21 protein-coding genes are annotated in these 17,983 nt (G+C 49.6%); 1 reads left to right on the forward strand and 20 read right to left on the reverse strand.

The window, feature by feature from the left end:
• Positions 1-5: 5 nt before the first annotated feature.
• The 20 genes from KB559_RS06525 to KB559_RS06620 all read right to left on the reverse strand — a co-directional run bounded on the left by KB559_RS06525 (position 6) and on the right by KB559_RS06620 (position 16,924).
• Complete coding sequence (locus KB559_RS06525) at positions 6-1,862, reverse strand: HEAT repeat domain-containing protein (RefSeq protein ID WP_211020894.1); 1,857 nt, start codon at positions 1,860-1,862, stop codon at positions 6-8.
• Between the two features lie 28 nt (positions 1,863-1,890).
• Positions 1,891-3,321 carry an SWIM zinc finger family protein gene (locus KB559_RS06530; RefSeq protein WP_211020895.1) on the reverse strand — a complete coding sequence of 477 codons (1,431 nt, stop codon included), beginning with the start codon at positions 3,319-3,321 and terminating at the stop codon, positions 1,891-1,893.
• Positions 3,322-3,509: 188 nt separating this feature from the next.
• On the reverse strand, positions 3,510-4,271 hold the full coding sequence (locus tag KB559_RS06535) for a DUF3939 domain-containing protein (RefSeq protein ID WP_247681599.1): 762 nt from the start codon (positions 4,269-4,271) through the stop codon (positions 3,510-3,512).
• Between the two features lie 37 nt (positions 4,272-4,308).
• The gene (locus KB559_RS06540; RefSeq protein WP_211020896.1) at positions 4,309-4,656 is read right to left on the reverse strand and encodes a 2Fe-2S iron-sulfur cluster-binding protein; all 348 of its coding nucleotides are present in this window, start codon (positions 4,654-4,656) and stop codon (positions 4,309-4,311) included.
• A 10-nt stretch (positions 4,657-4,666) separates the two neighbouring features.
• Complete coding sequence (locus tag KB559_RS06545; protein WP_247681601.1) at positions 4,667-5,314, reverse strand: nucleotidyltransferase family protein; 648 nt, start codon at positions 5,312-5,314, stop codon at positions 4,667-4,669.
• A 31-nt stretch (positions 5,315-5,345) separates the two neighbouring features.
• The gene (locus tag KB559_RS06550) at positions 5,346-5,525 is read right to left on the reverse strand and encodes a DUF2768 family protein (protein ID WP_211020897.1); all 180 of its coding nucleotides are present in this window, start codon (positions 5,523-5,525) and stop codon (positions 5,346-5,348) included.
• A gap of 365 nt (positions 5,526-5,890) precedes the next feature.
• Positions 5,891-6,163, reverse strand: a complete 273-nt coding sequence (locus tag KB559_RS06555; protein ID WP_211020898.1) for a stage VI sporulation protein F — start codon at positions 6,161-6,163, stop codon at positions 5,891-5,893.
• 112 nt (positions 6,164-6,275) lie between these two features.
• A complete protein-coding gene (locus KB559_RS06560) occupies positions 6,276-7,316 on the reverse strand; it encodes an NAD(P)H-dependent glycerol-3-phosphate dehydrogenase (protein WP_211020899.1) in 1,041 nt (346 codons plus the stop codon).
• Entirely contained in the window at positions 7,309-7,920 is a 612-nt protein-coding gene (plsY, locus tag KB559_RS06565; RefSeq protein WP_211020900.1) for a glycerol-3-phosphate 1-O-acyltransferase PlsY, read from the reverse strand. Before plsY ends, KB559_RS06560 begins: the two co-directional genes overlap by 8 nt.
• A 15-nt stretch (positions 7,921-7,935) precedes the next feature.
• Positions 7,936-9,258: a ribosome biogenesis GTPase Der gene (gene der, locus KB559_RS06570; protein WP_211020901.1), complete on the reverse strand. Its 1,323-nt coding sequence runs from the start codon at positions 9,256-9,258 to the stop codon at positions 7,936-7,938.
• Between the two features lie 184 nt (positions 9,259-9,442).
• The gene (rpsA, locus tag KB559_RS06575; protein ID WP_211020902.1) at positions 9,443-10,678 is read right to left on the reverse strand and encodes a 30S ribosomal protein S1; all 1,236 of its coding nucleotides are present in this window, start codon (positions 10,676-10,678) and stop codon (positions 9,443-9,445) included.
• A 116-nt stretch (positions 10,679-10,794) separates the two neighbouring features.
• Positions 10,795-11,376 (reverse strand): lysophospholipid acyltransferase family protein, encoded by a 582-nt coding sequence (locus KB559_RS06580; RefSeq protein WP_211020903.1) that lies wholly within the window; start codon positions 11,374-11,376, stop codon positions 10,795-10,797.
• The gene (gene cmk / locus KB559_RS06585; RefSeq protein ID WP_211020904.1) at positions 11,373-12,080 is read right to left on the reverse strand and encodes a (d)CMP kinase; all 708 of its coding nucleotides are present in this window, start codon (positions 12,078-12,080) and stop codon (positions 11,373-11,375) included. The genes KB559_RS06580 and cmk overlap by 4 nt, the downstream gene beginning before the upstream one ends.
• Before the next feature lie 118 nt (positions 12,081-12,198).
• Positions 12,199-12,408, reverse strand: a complete 210-nt coding sequence (locus KB559_RS06590) for a hypothetical protein (RefSeq protein ID WP_211020905.1) — start codon at positions 12,406-12,408, stop codon at positions 12,199-12,201.
• A gap of 87 nt (positions 12,409-12,495) precedes the next feature.
• Positions 12,496-13,149 carry a flagellar brake protein gene (locus KB559_RS06595; protein ID WP_211020906.1) on the reverse strand — a complete coding sequence of 218 codons (654 nt, stop codon included), beginning with the start codon at positions 13,147-13,149 and terminating at the stop codon, positions 12,496-12,498.
• Positions 13,150-13,291: 142 nt separating this feature from the next.
• Positions 13,292-14,653, reverse strand: coding sequence for a germination protein YpeB (gene ypeB, locus KB559_RS06600; protein ID WP_211020907.1), 1,362 nt, complete (start codon positions 14,651-14,653; stop codon positions 13,292-13,294).
• A 111-nt stretch (positions 14,654-14,764) separates the two neighbouring features.
• Positions 14,765-14,902: a hypothetical protein gene (locus KB559_RS06605; protein WP_211020987.1), complete on the reverse strand. Its 138-nt coding sequence runs from the start codon at positions 14,900-14,902 to the stop codon at positions 14,765-14,767.
• A gap of 86 nt (positions 14,903-14,988) precedes the next feature.
• On the reverse strand, positions 14,989-15,678 hold the full coding sequence (prsW, locus tag KB559_RS06610) for a glutamic-type intramembrane protease PrsW (RefSeq protein ID WP_211020908.1): 690 nt from the start codon (positions 15,676-15,678) through the stop codon (positions 14,989-14,991).
• 78 nt (positions 15,679-15,756) lie between these two features.
• Positions 15,757-16,377 (reverse strand): genetic competence negative regulator, encoded by a 621-nt coding sequence (locus KB559_RS06615; RefSeq protein WP_211020909.1) that lies wholly within the window; start codon positions 16,375-16,377, stop codon positions 15,757-15,759.
• Positions 16,378-16,564: 187 nt separating this feature from the next.
• A complete protein-coding gene (locus KB559_RS06620; protein ID WP_211020910.1) occupies positions 16,565-16,924 on the reverse strand; it encodes a hypothetical protein in 360 nt (119 codons plus the stop codon).
• An 87-nt stretch (positions 16,925-17,011) separates the two neighbouring features.
• Between KB559_RS06620 and KB559_RS06625 the strand changes: the two genes are divergently transcribed.
• The gene (locus KB559_RS06625) at positions 17,012-17,908 is read left to right on the forward strand and encodes a polysaccharide deacetylase family protein (RefSeq protein ID WP_211020911.1); all 897 of its coding nucleotides are present in this window, start codon (positions 17,012-17,014) and stop codon (positions 17,906-17,908) included.
• Positions 17,909-17,983: the final 75 nt, after the last annotated feature.

Below are 17,983 nucleotides of genomic sequence, written 5' to 3' on the forward strand. Positions count from 1 at the left end.
GTGAATTAGTTTTGTGAGTTCAAAATAGAAGTCAATTGTTCTTCGGCACGGCCTTTAAATTTCGGAAGCACCGCGCGAATTCGTTCCGCATAACGCGCCGGCAAACAGCAAAGCTGCCCGAACAGAAACAACTCGATTTCGTGACATTCCGTATTCCGCTCATCCTCCATAGCGGAAACCAGAGCTTCATGAAGGTCGTGTTCCGGGATGCCCGCCCTTACAAGCCCGATCACCACCAAATTGGCAAAACGGTTGCGGAATTCCGGTGAATTCTTCAACCGGTCCAGCAAAAATGATATCGCACCCTCATGACCGGGCCGGGCAAATGCACTTACCAGTGCCAAATGATCTAGTAGGATAAAATGATCCAGCCATCTTGAATCCCAGCTTGCCGCAATGGATTCTGGCGATGGCATTTCCACATCATAGACATAGACTTCTTCGCCACGGGCCCAATCCTGAGCTAAGCGCTTATAGGTTCGTGAAACTACGAGCCCCTCTATGGTCCCCAGCAGTCGCTTGCAATTTTTCTTGCTCCCGCTTAATGCGGACGCCCCGGTTCCCTGTTCCAGTACATTTGCATATACCTCGTACAGCCTTTGCGGAGAAAGGATCGGCTGTGCTTTAACAAAGATTTCGCATGTAAAATGAACGGTATTGGCAGATCGGGCAAAATCCAACTCCAAAGCTTCCTCCACTAATCGGCGCCCCTCCGCGGTGCCCGTCCTGCTCACGTATCGAATGGCTTCATTGGCCAAATATGACCAATCCAGTTTAAACATGTACCATTCATACCGGCGCAGCACTTCCAGATAGAGCGCTTCGAGCTCGGGGCTTTCTTTGAGATGGAGCGACCAGAGATAACGCTTGATTTGGGCCGCATTGTCCGTTGTTTTTTGCTTATCTGAAAGGGGAGGTATCTCTTGCTGTGACTTTAACAGCTTTGCGAAATCCTGAGCGAGCATTCGTGTTAGTAATGGAGATTGGCAGCGGGACAAGGAAGGATTTACGAGTTCGCTGTCTTTTCTTTGGGATGCTTCATAGAGCCTTTCTACCGCACTCTCCCACCCGCTCTCCGCCAAAGCCGCATAGGCTGCCTCGCGAATGCCCTTCTTCTTGTCGCGGCTCCAGTCCAGCAGGGCTTCCTCGTATTCCTTATGCCCGGCGAGCAAATGGATCGCTGTAGTTCTTACCTCGTCCGAACCAGAGACGGCAGCTTCATATACTGCAGTTAGTACTTCTTTTCCGCCGCACTTCGCCACGACGGTCAGCTTGCGAGCTTCAAGCCTCCCTCCTTCAGCGTGAAAGCTATCCAGCAAATGCGGTACGATGGCGGGTCCGTAAGCGGGCAGGATCCGGTCCATGGCCAGATCGGCAATTTCCGTATAAGGATCACTTAGCGCTTGTATCGCCAAGGGAACCAGTCTGAGGTCCTGAAAATAACCGGACTGATAAGCATCGTAAATGATCTCGTAACGACCTCCTCCCCGGGTCGTCAAGGCGGTCCGGACTGCAGAAAGTTTGCGATAGGATAAAAAAGTACGCAACGGCATCGGGTTGGTGACAAGCGGTGCCGTCTTTCCTTCCGCCGCTCCCTTCCCCTGGGTACGTAATATCGACTGCAACAGCAGGTTGACATCCTGCAGGCGTTTGGCCGAGTCGGTCTCCGGATTATTGGCCGCCGGCTCGATCAGCTCCGCGACCCCTTCCGACAGTTTCATAAAAACCGGTGCCCGCTGGCCCATCTGCTGCAAAACGGGCAGAAGCCGTTTAAGTCTGTAGTCTCGGGCAGCCAAATCGCTTCCGGCTATATACAAGCGCCTGAATTCTTCGTTTAACTCCATCAACGGCGTGTTGCTCATTTGCCCCGGTCCCTCCATATGCTTTTATTTAGTAAATGAAACGAATGATTTCCTTCCCGTTAAGCAGGCTTAACGGCTGAACACGCAATCTGCCGCTCAGAGTATGATGATCGAATAAGACAAGCATTACCGCATCCTTCAGTTGGTCTTGGGGTATAACCTTAAGCAAGGGCACGGTGGAAATCTCAAACAAATCAAGTAGTTCCAGACTTTCTCCGCGGGAATCGGAGATGAACAACCTGCCTTTTTCATCTACTCTCACCTCTTCAGAGTGAAGCAGCATTACAGGATTGGAATCGGCCAAGGGGTTTTTCAGCTGATTTTTCACCTTTTTCGTGGCTTCGGCGTATGAGTTCACGGCAAATTTCAGGACTCCGGACAGATCCGTATCCTCGATTTTTCTTGTTGTAAAGCTTTCATAACGCACTCGTCGGTTCATATCTCCGGGATACCTGTAAAGCTGGGGAATACGGGCTACATCAAAAAAACTGTCTTCTTCCCGCATCAGCTTGGCTGCTTTATAAGGACGATATTGAACCGTGCTGTGGATCTCCCCGCTGTCCAGCTGAATCCAGTAACCAAGGTCGACAAACTCTTGCCGGCTCGGGTCATCATAGCTAATAAACGATAGCTGAATCATTTCAACTTCATGTGTGGTCAAATTAGCTGCTCTTAATTCCGCAATCTGCCAGGCATGGCCAAGCCATTCTTCTATCGTCGATTCATGATCCAGGGCAAGCTCCGGATCTTCCAGCTTCTGAAGTAAATGCGCCCGTCCTTTTTTAATAAAAGCATGGATCACCGCAAGCTGCTCCGCAGCATGGGCATATGCTTTTTCTTTATCCTCTGAGGATAAAATCAATTGCAATTTTCGAAGCTGGATTTGCGCCCCGTTTAAATAGTGGCTTCCCATTTGCTTCACATGCTCTTGAATCATCTTGAGTTCCTTACTGTCCAAGGAGCCAAAGCCTCTGCGGACCATGGTATGCGTCAGCCTCTCCAGTACGTCCAAGCCTTCCAGCTGTGCAGCAATCTTTTTCTTGAGCGCCGATTTATTTACTTTCTTTGGTTTCGATTCTGCCTCTCCGGCCAGTTCTTTGGCTTTCTTTTCTTCCCGTTTCCCCGCCTTTTCGCGCTTCGCGGCAAGCTCCTCCGGCACCCCGGCTTGAGTAAAGGACTTGCCCTCCACATAGGCATATAACAGCCCAAGTCCATGCTTGCACGGAAATTGCCTGCTTGGACAAGTGCAGCGCATTACCGGATTGCCGGGTGTCATAAAATCGGCCGAAGGGATATAAGGGGTCTTTCCGCTGCCTGTACAGATCCCAAACAAAACTTGCCGGTCCTCGGTTTGATGAAATGCAGTAAACTTTCCTTTTTTTACGAGCTCATGTCCGTTTTTAATGGCCGCACTATTGGGAGCCAGTGAATCTACCCAGCTCTCTGTGATTTCTAGCAAAGGAATTCCCTCCTAAACTGGCTATGTATGTAATAAATCAATAATATTACTCTATCTATAAATGTATTCTTATGCGCCCGGGCGAATGTGAACAGGAAACGCAAAAAAGGCCTGCAACAAAGTTGCTAGGCCCGAGGGATGCTTGTAAACCGTTAAAACTGTCTACAGCTTCCGTTTCTTTATGTTTGTCATTCCGGCTGAGGTACCGGTACTCCATCGATCATACGGTACGGAAGCGATTTGACCGGCACAAAAAAAGATTGTTCGGTCAGATATTCCCGCAAATCCTTATCCGCCTGCGGAGAGGATTCCGACTTGTCCACCGCTTGCATAATGTCAAAAGCATAGTCCGCGTAAACCCGTCCGTCTTTGTCTACCAGATAGTCCTGGGACTGACCGGAATACACGCTCTTCAGACTGTAATCCTGTGCCCCGGCCAGCTTCAGATCGACCGTGAATAGCCCGGGGTAGGTTTCTTCCTCTGATGTTACCGGGAGTTTGCCATTTTGCGAGTTACGGTATTTGTCCACCAACCGCTGGACGTCGTTAATCTTCTGGGTCGTCAGCAAGTCCAGTACTTTTACTGCCGGATCGGATTCTTCATTGATAATCAAAAAATAAGCGCTGCCGCCTTTTTCAAAAGCGGTCGTCGGAATCTCATCGATATACCCCTGTTTGTTCAGCAGATCCAGGTCGATCCGGAACTTCTCATAACGCGGGGTTTCCTGCCCTGCGGTGATAATCGGCAAAATACCCTGATCGGCTTGGAACTGGTCCACAGCCCGTTGAATTCTGTCAACGCTTTCAAGGTAGGAGACCCTTCTCTCCTGCCGCTCTTCGCCGGGGTAGAGACAGCCGGCAAGCATTCCAACAAAAACGGCAAGCATGACTGCTGTGCATAGGGGACGAGCCCATACGAGGTACCGTCGTTTTCTTCCACGCCATTCCAAAGTGCCTTCATCCTTTGCTATATGTTATTGTTATTGTTCACCATAGATCATCATCGTTTTGCCGCTCCAGCTGTTTTCGGATCGCCGCCTTAAGCGGATCTTCGGGCAGCTCGACTACGGCGGAGCCGATGATGTTAGCCTGGCAAGCCAGACGGATCCCCTGGTTCAGCAGCGGACCCAGCTTCCGTCGTTCAGCTTCCGTCGGCGGCGTCAGTGCGTCCGCTTGATCCGGAGCCACCTTCACCTTGCACATCAGGCAGCCGGCATTGCCGCCGCACCGGGTCGCAATATGAACCCGAGCCTCGCGCGAGGCCCGGAGAACAGTTGAGCCGGGTCGGACTTTCAACGTCTTTTTCTGCGGTAAAAATGTGATTTGCGTCTCCACCGGACCCTCCTTATGCTTCATGGCTACCCAGTTCGCCCCACCGGCTCGAAAGCAGCGGCTGATCCAGCAATTCCGCCATTCTGGCAATCGTTTCGAATGTCCAGTAATTCCGTTCTAACAGGAGGAACAACAACGGTAAATGCTGTTTCGGATTCTTTCGGATCTCTCCGGCTATTGGCAAATAACGGTCAGGCCGCGCCCTTAGCACGTTAAAAATAAACTCATGCGCTAATGGCATCAGCATTACGACCTCAGATTCCAATGAAACCGTTCCGGCCGCAGGTGCAAGAATATCGGCAACTTCCGTCCGATACAGAGCACCCTCTGTCTTCACCTGAAATCCGCCGACCAATTCGAGCGTCAAATTGCCAAGCTTGTAATGACTTAAACGGGATTTATACAATCCGCTCTCATCCAGCTCAGGCTCGTCCAACGCGAAAGCTTCCAATAAACTGTGCAGTGTGCCGGCATGCTGTGTATCGGCGTAAATATCAATATCTCTGGGTGCGGCAGAGAGCGGCACGCCTTGCAGCCATAGGGCGCAACTTCCTCCCAGCAGCCAGCTTCCCTCGGCATCCTTACAGACCTGAGACAGCTTTTGAATCGCCTGATTGACCTTCGGGTACATTTCCCCCGGGCTTTCGATCTCCATCATCATATTCCTATCCTCTTCTCTTTCTGTCCGGGCCTTAAGTTATGGAAACGATACCTGCCAAAAAGCCGGTCAGCATAATTACAAATGCGATCAGCGACAGTACTCCCCGAAGAACCCCTTTCGTTTTTGTCCGCGCAAACGTAATCAAAAAGACAGACAAGCCCATTACAAGAATCGCTGCCAAGGATAACCACATTTTTGTCATTGCGTCCATGAACATTACACTCCCAATCTTTTTTTCACGGCATTCATATGATGAATATTATAGCATCTACATCTTAAACAGGCTACGCGTTCAAATTGACAGAATACTTGCATGCATTCTTTTACTATAATATGAGTTCAAAAAGTCGGCTTTTCAGCACCGAGAAGGTTGGATGAAGGGGGGACTGAGGAGCGGAGCGTAGGCAAAACCTACGTGAGCACCGGAAGGCCCGCCTGAATTCAAGATTCGATGTCGGGTATGCTACCTGATACACTTCGTGATCAAAAGATGACTTATTGAACAACCAATCCTGAAAAAGCAGAAGGACTGCCTTGGGCCTATGATGGCTTTCGGGAAGTCCTTTAAAAGCAATCTTATTTTTTTATCATCATTTTCATCAGTGCTTCCATATTGGAAGGGTTCATGCCGCTCTTTTTAACGGCCCCGACGATTTCATTAATCGTATCTTCCGAAACAGGCACTTTGGCCATGGCGGAAACTTGCTTGATCAGCTTTCTCAGCTCAGCCTCACTTTGCATCGTTGAGGGCTTCACCGTGCTGGCCAGCTTTTTGACCGCGCCTTCTGATATGTTTTTCCCGGTTTTTTTATTGATCGCATTCAAAGCGTCCTTGGATACTCTGCCCATATATTCGCCTCCTCCATTGTCCTCTCCATCAGTTTATGAGGCGGAGACGAAAAAGGTCCTAGGCCCTTGCGGATTACGATTCCCGCGGAGCCTAGGACTTCGATCAGTCAAACTAAGTATGCCACTGCTCCCAGGTTTCCAGAGACATTACTTCCATCTCGGTCTTGCGGTCCCGACCCATAAGTGCCTCCACGGCGGTTCTTGGATCCAGTCCCTCGAAAAGCACGTGATAGAGCTGTTTGGCAATCGGCATCTGAACCTGGTACTTCTCTGAAATCGTATGGGCTGCCTTCGTAGTCCGAATACCTTCGACCACCATGCCCATGGAGCCGAGCACTTCTTCCACCGATTTGCCTTCCCCGAGCATAAACCCTGCGCGCCAGTTCCGGCTGTGTCGGCTTGTCGCCGTCACTACAAGGTCACCGATGCCGGCAAGTCCTGCAAAAGTAAGAGGATTAGCTCCCATTTCAACGCCGATTCTGGTGATTTCCGCCAATCCGCGGGTGAGCAGTGCAGCCTTGGCATTGTCGCCGTAACCGAGCCCGTCGGACATACCGGCACCAAGAGCGATGATATTCTTCAAAGCTCCGGCCAACTCCACGCCGACCATATCCCTGTTCGTGTATACGCGGAAATAGGAATTCATGAACAAGTCCTGTGCGGCCTTGGCATGAGTTTCGTCCATAGAAGCAACCACGACCGTGGTCGGACAACGTTTGACGACTTCCTCCGCATGGCTTGGTCCGGACAATACGACAATCCGGTCCTCGCTGCATTCAAGCTCTTCCGCAATCACGTTGGAAATCCGTTTCAGGCTCTCCGTTTCAAACCCCTTCGTCGCATGAACCACCAGCATATCTTCATGCCAGAATGGTTTTAACGAGCGGGTTACCTCCCGTACAGCGGATGACGGGGCCACGATCACTACCGCTTTAGCTCCGGCAACCGCTTCCTCCATCTCTGTAGTCGCATGCAAATTGGGCGGCAACTCTACCCCCGGCAAAAAGCGCTCGTTCCGGTGCAGACCGTTAATTTCATCTCTCTGCGCTTCATTCCGGGTCCATACGGCCACATCCATGTTCTTGTCAGCAAGAACGCTGGCAAGCGCCGTTCCCCAACTGCCTGCCACTAGCACAGCAGCTTTTTCAGACAACGCGTTTTCCTCCTTTGGAGCCCAGTTTGTTCTCTTTACCCTGGGCGATTTTCACGATATTGGTGCGGTGTCTCCAAAAGGCGAATATGCAAATGATCAGACTAGTCCAAAAATAGGGTCCGAATTCACCTGTCACCGCAAGAAAGACCGGCGTCAAAAACACGAAAATCAATGAACCCAGCGAAACATATCTGGTAAACACAATGGATAGGATCGCAATAATTCCCGCAAATAATGCGGGTAAAAAGACCAGGGTCGCCATGACCCCGATAGTCGTGGCGATGCCTTTACCTCCGCGAAAGCGGAAATAGAGCGGCCAGTTATGCCCCATAATGGCGGCGATGCCGCACAGCGCGGCCGCCCATTCCGACCCGCCGCCGAGCCAACGGCCAAGCCAAACGGCCGCGATCCCTTTCAACACGTCAAGTGCCAGCACGAGGATCGCCGGTCCTTTGCCCAGCACGCGCAGCGTATTGGTCGCGCCCGCATTACCGCTCCCGTGCTGACGTATGTCGATTCCTTTTAAAGCCTTCGCCAGGACGACGCTAAAACTGACCGAGCCCAGCAAATAGCTTGCAATGATTCCAATGATGGGTAAAATCACTTGATTTCTACTCCCCTAACCTTCATCAGACTTACGCCGCGTAAACAACCGGATCGGCGTTCCTTCAAAATCAAAAGCTGCTCTGATTTTGTTCTCCAGGTACCGTTCGTACGAAAAATGCATGAGCTCCGGATCATTGACAAACACCACGATCGTCGGAGGCTTCACGGTAACCTGGGTGACGTAATTGATCCGCAGTCTCCGCCCTTTGTCGGTAGGTGGAGGGTTAATTGCAATCGCATCGGATACGACATCGTTCAACAGATGCGTCTGCACCCGCTTGTTATGCTGATCGGCAACATGCTGTACTACCGGAAGCAGCTTGTGGAGCCGTTGCTTCGTCTTCGCGGATAGAAACACGACCGGAGCATAGGTCATGAACAGGAAGTGATCGCGAATTTTTTGTTCAAACTGGTGCATCGTCTTATCGTCCTTCTCGACGACATCCCATTTATTGACTACAAACAGCGATGCTTTACCCGCTTCATAAGCATATCCGGCAATGTGCTTGTCTTGCTCGATGATGCCTTCTTCGCCGTTAATCAGGACCAACACCACGTCCGCCCGCTCAATCGCCTTCATCGCCCGCATCACGCTGTATTTCTCGGTCGTTTCATATACCTTGCCGCGTTTGCGCATCCCAGCCGTATCGATAAGGACGTATTTCTGGCCATCCTTCTCAAACGGCGTATCGATCGCATCACGCGTCGTTCCGGCAATATCGCTAACGATAACGCGTTCCTCGCCGAGGATCGCATTCACCAGAGAGGATTTGCCGACATTCGGACGACCGATCAAGGCGACGCGGATAACATCGTCTTCATATTCATCATCCGGCAATTCCGGCAATTTATCGGTGATGGCATCGAGCAAATCGCCGATTCCCGTACCATGGCTCCCGGATACCCCGATCGGGTCCCCGAAACCTAAATTATAAAATTCATAAATATTGTCCATCCGGCCGATGTTATCCACTTTGTTTACCGCAACGACAATCGGTTTACCCGAACGGTATAGCATCCCGGCGACTTCTTCGTCGGATCCGGTAACCCCGGCTTTGGCATCACACATAAAGACGATGACGTCCGCTTCCTCAATAGCCAATTCCGCTTGCATGCGGATCGATTTCAGAATCGGTTCCTCATCGTCCAGCTCTATGCCTCCGGTATCAATGATACTGAAAGGCTTGCCGTTCCATTCCGACGCGCCATAAATTCTGTCGCGCGTAATCCCCGGCTTGTCTTCCACAATGGCCAAGCGGTCGCCGATGATCCGGTTGAATATCGTGGATTTCCCGACATTCGGCCGGCCTACAATGGCCACAACAGGTCTTGCCATGCACATACCTCCTACAAAATGTATTTATATTTTAATCTTTCATGACGATTTCAGGTTATACCTAGATCATCATAGCAAAAAAAAGATCAATTGGCTAACGGTGCCATGAATAAAACAAAGCTAACGAAAAATCGGCGAACCCGCTTCAAAGGGTCCGCCGATCCGTAGCCTGCCTATGTCAAGACTATTTCAATTTGCTCAGCTTGTCGCCGAAACGTTCGCCCAGCGTGATGCTCAGACCTTGGTTGCTCAACGAAACATTCGGGTTGTCTCCCAAATCTTCTTTTCTTACGCTGCTGCCCTTGGAAGGCTTTTCGCTTCTTGGAGTCGGAGCAGGAGCTTCCTCGGTTTCCTTGATGCTGAGGCTTACCCGTTTCTCGCCCGGATTCACATCCAGAACTTTCACTTGAACGGATTGACCTTCTTTCAGCACTTCATGCGGTGTGCCGATATGTTTATGCGAAATTTGAGAGATATGAACGAGTCCTTCTACGCCCGGTGCGATTTCAACGAATGCACCGAAATTGACGAGACGCTTCACTTCGCCGCTCACGATGTCGCCGGTGTGGAATTGCTCGGCAGCCGTTTCCCAAGGACCTGGAGTAGCCGCTTTGATGCTAAGGCTGATTTTGCCTTTCTCAGGATCCACTTTCAACACTTTTACTTTCACTTTGTCGCCTTCGGAAAGAACGTCAGCAGGCTTATCGACATGATTCCACGCGATTTCGGACACGTGAACCAAACCGTCTACTCCGCCTACGTCTACGAATGCGCCAAATTGAGTCAGGCGTTGAACAGTACCTTCGAGAACTTCGCCTTCTTTCAATTGTCCCATTACTTGAAGCTTGTTAGCTTCAAACTCTTCGTCAAGTACATCCTTTTGGGAAAGGATGACCTTGTTGTTCTCACGGTCGATTTCCTTCACTTTAACGCGAAGAGTCCGGCCTTTGTAGTCGCTGAAATCTTCAACGAAGTGGCGTTCAACCATCGAAGCAGGAATAAATCCGCGTACGCCTACATCCGCTACGATTCCGCCTTTAACTACGTCGGCTACCGTTACTTCGAAAGTTTCTTGGCTGTCGAAGCGTTTTTGCAGCTCATCCCAAGCGTTCTCGCTGTCGATCGCACGTTTGGACAGAACAAGGCGTTCTTTCTCGTCGTCGATGCTGACAACCTTGGTTTCCACTTCTTGACCAACCTCAACGGCATCAGCTGCGCTGTCCAGGTGGACAGAGGACAACTCGCGAATAGGAATAACGCCGTCGTATTTATATCCAATGCTTACATAAGCCTGGTTATCTTCGATTTTGACGATCGTTCCTTTAACGGTGTCCCCTTTTTTCAAGGATACGATTTGTTCCAATTCTTCCTGGCTTGCCACCTCAGCGGCTTCCAATTCATTCTTTGTTTCTTCCGACATGTGAATACCCTCCTCAATTCAGAAAAACCCATTTATTTAAACCCGCTGATAGCGAAGTTCAAAACTATTCAATCCTAGCTTTCCAAATGCCCCCTGCCTTCATGCATGAGACATCCTTATCCTCGTGATTTAAGCTCCGCAATCCGGGACATGATCGCCGCGGTTGCCAATTCAGCTGAATCCGGGCCCTTTTCTTCCTTAAAAACCGTCAGATCGACAGGAGCTCCGTAAACCACTCTCATTTTTCTAAAAAGCTTATAATTTCCAATGATAGCTACCGGAATAACGGCCGCATCGCTTCGGAGCGCAAAAGTTGCCGCACCCCTCTTGCCGACCCCTTCGTCTTCACCCTTGTTCCGGGTGCCTTCCGGGAAAATTCCCATTACATGTCCTTCGCGGAGCAGCAACAGGGAGGTTTTAATCGATTCCTTGCTTACGCCGCCACGTTTGACGGGAAATGCTCCCAGCTGCTTGATAAGCCAGCCGAATCCGAAAATATCGAACAGTTCCTTTTTCGCCATAAAATGGACCTTGCGCTTCAGCAATATGCCTATAGTAGGCGGGTCCAATAAGCTGATATGGTTGGAACAGAGCAGAACGCCCCCTTCTGCGGGGATATGTTCCAAACCGCTTGCCTCCAAACGGAACAGCAGTTTGTAGATGAGGCGAAGCGCGCCTCTGCAAAAACCGTAGATCATCCCAGTTCTCTCTCTCTCACAAAAGTTCTGCACATGGAAACGATGGATTCGACAACTTCTTCCAGCGTCATGTTCGTGGTATCCAGCAATACGGCATCCTCTGCCTGGCGCAGCGGGGAAATTTCCCTTTCCTGATCCAGCCGGTCCCGTTCGGACATATCCGCAATGAGTTGCTCCATTGTAATCTGATTCTGTTCCTTCATTTCCTTGTAGCGCCGCCGCGCCCGTTCTTCGACGCTGGCTGTCATGAATATCTTGACTTCAGCATCCGGAAGAACCGTAGTGCCGATATCGCGTCCATCCATCACGACGCCTTTACGCAAAGCCATTTGCCGCTGAAGAGAGACAAGCCTGTTGCGCAGCCCCTCGATTTGCGCATATCGGGATACTTTGGCATTGACCGCCAAGGAACGAATTTCTTCCGTCGCTTCTTGACCATTGACCCGTACCCGCTGTCCATTCTCTCCTGGTATTAATTCAATAACCAGATTGGGTAAAGTTTGAAGCACTTTTTCTTCATCTTCAGGTTCAATCCCCAATTGATTAAAATACCAGGTCGCCGCACGGTACATCGCACCGGTGTCGACGTATACATAAGACAGCAAGCCGGCAACCCGGCGGGCTATGGTGCTTTTGCCTGCCCCGGCAGGCCCGTCAATCGCGATGTTGATCTTGCCATAAGATGATGACGCTCCGCTTGCCAAAAGGGCATTCCTCCTCAAAACACGGTCTCAAGAAAAAAGCAGGCATTGCCTGCGACGTGAAAATTATACCACACATAGCAAATGGATGCAAAAGCCTTGAGTACATTGGAATTGTTTACTAGTGACGATCAAGCCGCTGAACAGGCACTCCTTCAAACTTCTCAGCCGAAGAAAGCAAATGCCGAAAACCCGGTATCGTCAACGCCGCCTGGAATAGACATAGGGCTATAATGAGACAGATCAGCAATCGCATCATCCATAATTCGGCTTGTTGCGAGAAGCTTATAAACAGCGCCGTATAGTCTTGTTCCTCTTCGCCTTTATGCATGAAAGCCCTCCTTCTTTCGATCGCTACAGTCTGCATTCATAGCATATCCAAATGAAGGAAATACGCTTCCTTTCTTAAATAAAAAAATTACCGATTCCGGAAGTCGAATTGGCGTTCGAAGCAATAGCGGATAATTTTCTGCCGCTCCATATCCGAAATGCTGGCGAATTTCAACATAACCAACATTCGTCCGGTCTCCAGCATTTTAGTCCTGACCACTTCCGCTTCAAAGGGCGCATGCTCGATTGAACCGTTCTTATATTGTATCAACAGCCAGCAAAACAACTGATCCCCTTGAGTCAATTTATATTTGCCGTCACACAAAAAAGAAACCCCGCCACCGCCGACATCGTCGGTATGCGCCACAAAACGGGTGTTGTCCTTCAACTTTACGGCAATTTCCAATTCAGCGACGACACGCAAAAAATTCCGGCGCTGGATCTTGGTAATCGATTCCGGCTCCGGCTTGCGGATCCGGATCAGTTGCACGACATCGTCAACGGACCCAAGCACATATGTATTGAAATAATTTTTTACACCGGCATCAGTCAAGAAATAAACAGAGAGCTCGTCCCCGACAAACAGTCGCTTGATTCGCCCGCTTCCGATTTCGATCGGCATCTCGATCAGAAAAAACTCTTCCTCGACATCGGCAATTCTGGACTTGCATTCTTTATCCGTTTCCTTATTATCCGCAGAGGCGACTTGGATATAGACCAGATCGTTTACTTTAGGCAACAACTTTCCCACCCACCCCTTAATGAAATCTTGCTGCATATTGAACAATTATATCATGAGGGCGAGACTTTGGAGCGAGATTTTTAATCGGGGTCGAAAAATACAAAAAGGAGAGCATCCGACAGCGGATGTTCCCCTTCTTGGCTTATGATCGTGCAGGCGCAGCCTGACGGGCATTGCGAATTTCTTCAATCGTCTCTTCGCCGCCGGTCTCGGCATTGATGAAAATTTTGTAATCCGAGCCGTTGATCGACCCTCCGAATTCGTAAGTCGTCACTTTCTCCGACATATCGTTTTCGATTTGCGCAAGACGGTGGTATTTCTCTTTGTAATCCGAGTTCAAAAACTTACGTGCCTGTTCCAGCGTCAATTTCGGTTTTGCCGGAGTCTCCCGATTCTCGCGCTCGTAAACGTAGTCGCTGGCTTGCATGCCTGCTACCTGGCCGTTATCTAACGCTACCCGGACGGTAATCTTCTCGGGATAGATCAGGATATCACCCTGTTTACTTACAAAGGTAAAGGTCCCGATATTGTCATACTCGTCATACGTAACCGGCGTCATATCCTGGAAGCCTTTATCTTTCAGGAATTTCTCCGCTTGTCCTCTCGCTGCTGCGACGTTCACGGATTTCGGCCCGATCGTCCGGCTGTCGGAGTAAGAGATCAAATGACCTCCGTTCTTTGTGAAATCGAGAGTCTTAACATCCCCCTGATTTCCATGAACTTGAGCCGTAAATGAAGCCCATTCCGTTCCACGGCCGTTTTCCACCACTTTAATGGCTCCATGATCGTTATGACCCGTAAAACGTGCAGCATCAGCTTTGACTTTATCCACGGTGACCGGAGTTCCGCCCAGCTTTTTCACCGAGCGTTTGTTGTACATGCTGGAAACCGACGGTCCCCAGTCCAGTTCCGGATATTCGCTCACTTTTTTGTCCACGGTTTTAAAACCGTCGATGATCGTATTGTCCCGCGGCTCTTTTTCGCTCGCCAGTGCGGTCTCTACGTCCATCCACCGCAAGCGGTTATTGATAACCTTGTTCTGAACGGCCTGAAGATCCTTTGAAATTTGGGCGGAGCTTTTGTACAGTTCTTTCAGATTTTTAACCTCTCCATCCGAAAGCGGCTCTTTCGTCAAATCACGAACCCCAGTCTGGTAAGAAAACTTGGAGATTCTCGATAAGAATTCCTCGGTCTTGTTGAAAGGCAGCAATGTCAGCGGCAGCTGGTTAATTTCATTTTGAGCTTCGCTCGTAATTCTCCAAACGTTGACGAGTCCCTTGCGATGGGCCCCTGTAGAAGCGGAATGGACGGCAAGTGTATTGCCGAGTTCGCTATGAAGCCTGTCCACGTGGTACGACAGATCATGGAACGCCCGTTGGTATTGGTTCTCCGCTTTAATCAAAATCGCGTTTTTCTCCTGGTTCTCCTGATAACCCCAGACCAGCGAACCGATCAATAGAATCGCGGCGATCGGAAATAAAATAGCACTCAATCGTTTATACATCCTTAAACGCACTCCCTTCTTCAACTGTCTGAGGATAGTTTGACAAGAAGATAGAAGGTTTATGCATTCAGAGCGTGCAGTTAATAAACAAGAAGAGGAGGTCGCCGTTTATTACAGCGCCTCCTCCTCAATATCAAACCGATGACGATTATCGCAGATGCACTGCTTAAAGCCCGTATCGACCTGCCCCTTTTCTTTTTTGCCCCGGAGAATAAAACGTTCCCCGCAATTTTTACAGATGATTTTCACTTTTACCCGCACCAAAAAGGCACCCCTTCCAGAACAGCGGCCAGTAGCCTTGCTTCTAAAATAAGGATGCCCTCTTTAATTCAACTTTAATCTTGCCCTCTCGCCTCTGTAATCCGGAAAGGCGAACGATTGTTAGCCCTGTACATCTTGCCGATACCTCCATACCATAAAAAGGCCATCAGCGGAATGATATACCAGATCCAGTACAGCGATACGTTCTCAAGAATCCAGTCGTATACCCCATGCCAAAACAAGGGGAGCAACAGTGAGTACAGCAAAAACTTTCGGCTCTTCCTGCCCGTTGAAAACTTGGCACGGCCCAGGTAGTAGCCCATCATGACACCGAACATCGCATGCCCCGAAACCGGAAGCAAGGCGCGTACGAGCATCGTCCCGATCGAAGCATGACTCGCCAGGGCGAAAATCACATTCTCAACGGTTGCAAAACCTAGCGAAATCGCTGCAGCGTAGACGATTCCGTCGTATGGCTCGTCGAACTCCGTATGATTATAAATCATATGGAACAATACGAACCATTTTAACGACTCCTCGACACCGGCTGAAATACCGAAAGCCGATATCAATGGACCATCACCGAGCCAAAGGGCTAATCCACGCTGCACGATCATAACTGGCAATACAATCAAGAAACCAAGCAAAAAAACTTTAATGACCATAGAGAGCGGCTCGGCATCATACTTGTCCTTCAAATAAAAGTAGGTCAAAAGCGCGATACCGGGAGCAACCGCTGCCGTGGCAATCGAGAAAAAGAGCAACGGTTATCCCCCCTTACAGTCATCCGACCGTCCCTTATCTCCCATGTTGTATGCCATCCCTATTTTCATGGAATGACATTAATCCTGACGTTTAAAATGGCTGCAGATGACGTCGATCGCATTCTCGGCCATGATTACCTCTCCGTATTCGTCCAGCATAGCCGGGGTAAGCGAGGTTGCCTCGCCGAATTCGGCCAAAACGGCAATCAAAGCCGGGATCTTCCCTTCGTCAAGCTCGTCAGGTTCCAGCCTCAGAACCCATTTCCCGTTATATTTATACAGTCTGCCGGCTTCATCATGCATATGCCGCAGAACGTGAGCCGCTTCGATCAATACTTCAAAATCATCGAAAGAGTAGAGAATAGTATCGCTCTGCTCCAGCGTCACTTCCATTTCATATACTTCTTCGGGCAGTTCATCCTCATATGGCGATCCGACCCCAAAATGATGGTGATCGTATTTGCCTCGTGTAACGATGACGACCATTCCCTGGGCAGGAAGGGCGAACACTTCCACTGCAAGAGGTCCAGTTGCATCAAAGCCCACTTCGTTATATGCCTGGTCCATCATCTCGGTGAACAGGTCGTGGACTTTCGGAATTTCCTGCCACATATCCTCTTTTTGAATACCGCGTTCGCTTAGATCGTCAAACGTGAGGAAAATCCGTATTTTATCCTGGCCAAGTCTCTCAATCCTCATACAGGATCCTCCTCTCCATACCTTGTTATAACAGATTATGAAACCTGCTCTAATGTGTGCTGGAAATGGTTCTTTGTAAGTATGTTATCATTTATTTTCGGTAAATGCACGTAATAAAATAGTCAAAAAAAGAATCACTTCCGGTTCCCCTAAAGAGAAACCGAAAATGATTCATGCAGGGCAAGGATTACAAACCGGGGATTGTGGAATGAGTTTCCTTCAATATTGCGTCGACCTCGCGGCGGACATCCGGATTGCCTTTAATAAAATCAGTAATCTGCTTCAGATTGTATTCCTTCGAATGATTCTCATGGGTCGAAGAAACCGGACTGGGATGCACCTGGGCCGTTGCAGCGGCACCGATCTTATCCTGGCCTGTGGCGGCCTGCGACGATTTGGGTTGCGATGAATTCGAGTTCGTCTCGTGCGTCTTCAGAACGGACCCCGCTCCGTTCATCATGGACATCAGACCACCTTTGCGGCGCGATGCCCAGACGGCGGCTACGGCACCAAACAATACACCGCATAAAAATGAGGAAGATTTCACCTAAACAACCTCCTTGGATATGTTAGAATCAATTGTAGTGTTCGCGCAATGAAACAAACTCATGCGGAATAAATACAGGAAAGCGAGATGATAAAGTTGATCAGCAAAAAAGTTCTGCTGTTTGCAGCCGTATGCCTGCTCCTAAGTGCATGCGGCCAAAAACAGGAAACACCGGAACCGACTCCCTCCGCAACTGAATCCAATGCTGCCGCTCCTTCCGGAGGCACCTCGGCAACGTCAACGGACTCGGAAACCGGTCAAAATCAGGAGAATGGAACCGATCCAGCAGGACCCAACGATCAAAACAACAATGACAAACAAAATGGGCAAGAGCAGCCGGTAAACCTTTACTATATCGACCATACCAACAATGTAGTTCCCCTTGAAGAGGGCGCCGAAAAGAAAGTGGTGCTTTTGACGTTTGACGACGGTCCAAAGGAAAAAGAAATGATCGACGACCTTATCGATACCTTGGACAAGCACAACGCCAAAGCTATATTTTTTGTCAATGGCTACCGGGTCAAAGAGAAGCCCGAACTCTTGAAGCTGATCCATGACCGCGGTCAAATCATCGGGAATCATAGCTGGGACCACATCGATCTAAATATAGAAACGGAAGACAGCGTCCGTAAGCAGATCGAGGACGTACAGAACATCGTCGAAGATACGATCGGTGAAAAACCCCGGTTTTTCCGTCCGCCATTCGGCTCGGTGAACGACACGCTGCAACAAATCGTCGGAGAGAACGACATGATCTACACGACCTGGTCCAACGACTCGCTTGATTGGGATCCCAAGAATAACAAGCCGGAAGCTGTGATCCAGAACATCATGGATCAGATGCATCCCGGCAGTAATATCCTTATGCACGAACTCCCTTGGACCGTGGAGGGACTTGATGAGCTCCTGACCAAACTGGAAGCTGAAGGCTACAGTTTCGTGGATCCGCGTACCATTTCTGATAATCCCGGAACGGGCAATTAACTTATCCATCCCTGGGGAACAATTCTCTCTTCCGACTCACAAATTACTAGTATCTCCACTTTATTCGCACTTTAA

It is taken from the genome of Paenibacillus sp. Marseille-P2973, assembly GCF_018101095.1.
Lineage (GTDB): Bacteria > Bacillota > Bacilli > Paenibacillales > Paenibacillaceae > Fontibacillus > Fontibacillus vini.

Excerpts from the sequence above, each read along its gene's own strand:
- ypeB (WP_211020907.1), bottom strand. The coding sequence starts at position 14,653 with ATGTATAAACGATTGAGTGCTATTTTATTTCCGATCGCCGCGATTCTA.
- rpsA (WP_211020902.1), bottom strand. The coding sequence starts at position 10,678 with ATGTCGGAAGAAACAAAGAATGAATTGGAAGCCGCTGAGGTGGCAAGC.
- KB559_RS06625 (WP_211020911.1), top strand. The coding sequence starts at position 17,012 with ATGATAAAGTTGATCAGCAAAAAAGTTCTGCTGTTTGCAGCCGTATGC.
- KB559_RS06545 (WP_247681601.1), bottom strand. The coding sequence starts at position 5,314 with ATGATGATGGAGATCGAAAGCCCGGGGGAAATGTACCCGAAGGTCAAT.
- KB559_RS06580 (WP_211020903.1), bottom strand. The coding sequence starts at position 11,376 with ATGATCTACGGTTTTTGCAGAGGCGCGCTTCGCCTCATCTACAAACTG.
- KB559_RS06525 (WP_211020894.1), bottom strand. The coding sequence starts at position 1,862 with ATGAGCAACACGCCGTTGATGGAGTTAAACGAAGAATTCAGGCGCTTG.
- KB559_RS06555 (WP_211020898.1), bottom strand. The coding sequence starts at position 6,163 with ATGGGCAGAGTATCCAAGGACGCTTTGAATGCGATCAATAAAAAAACC.
- der (WP_211020901.1), bottom strand. The coding sequence starts at position 9,258 with ATGGCAAGACCTGTTGTGGCCATTGTAGGCCGGCCGAATGTCGGGAAA.
- KB559_RS06615 (WP_211020909.1), bottom strand. The coding sequence starts at position 16,377 with ATGAGGATTGAGAGACTTGGCCAGGATAAAATACGGATTTTCCTCACG.
- KB559_RS06590 (WP_211020905.1), bottom strand. The coding sequence starts at position 12,408 with ATGCATAAAGGCGAAGAGGAACAAGACTATACGGCGCTGTTTATAAGC.
- KB559_RS06550 (WP_211020897.1), bottom strand. The coding sequence starts at position 5,525 with ATGGACGCAATGACAAAAATGTGGTTATCCTTGGCAGCGATTCTTGTA.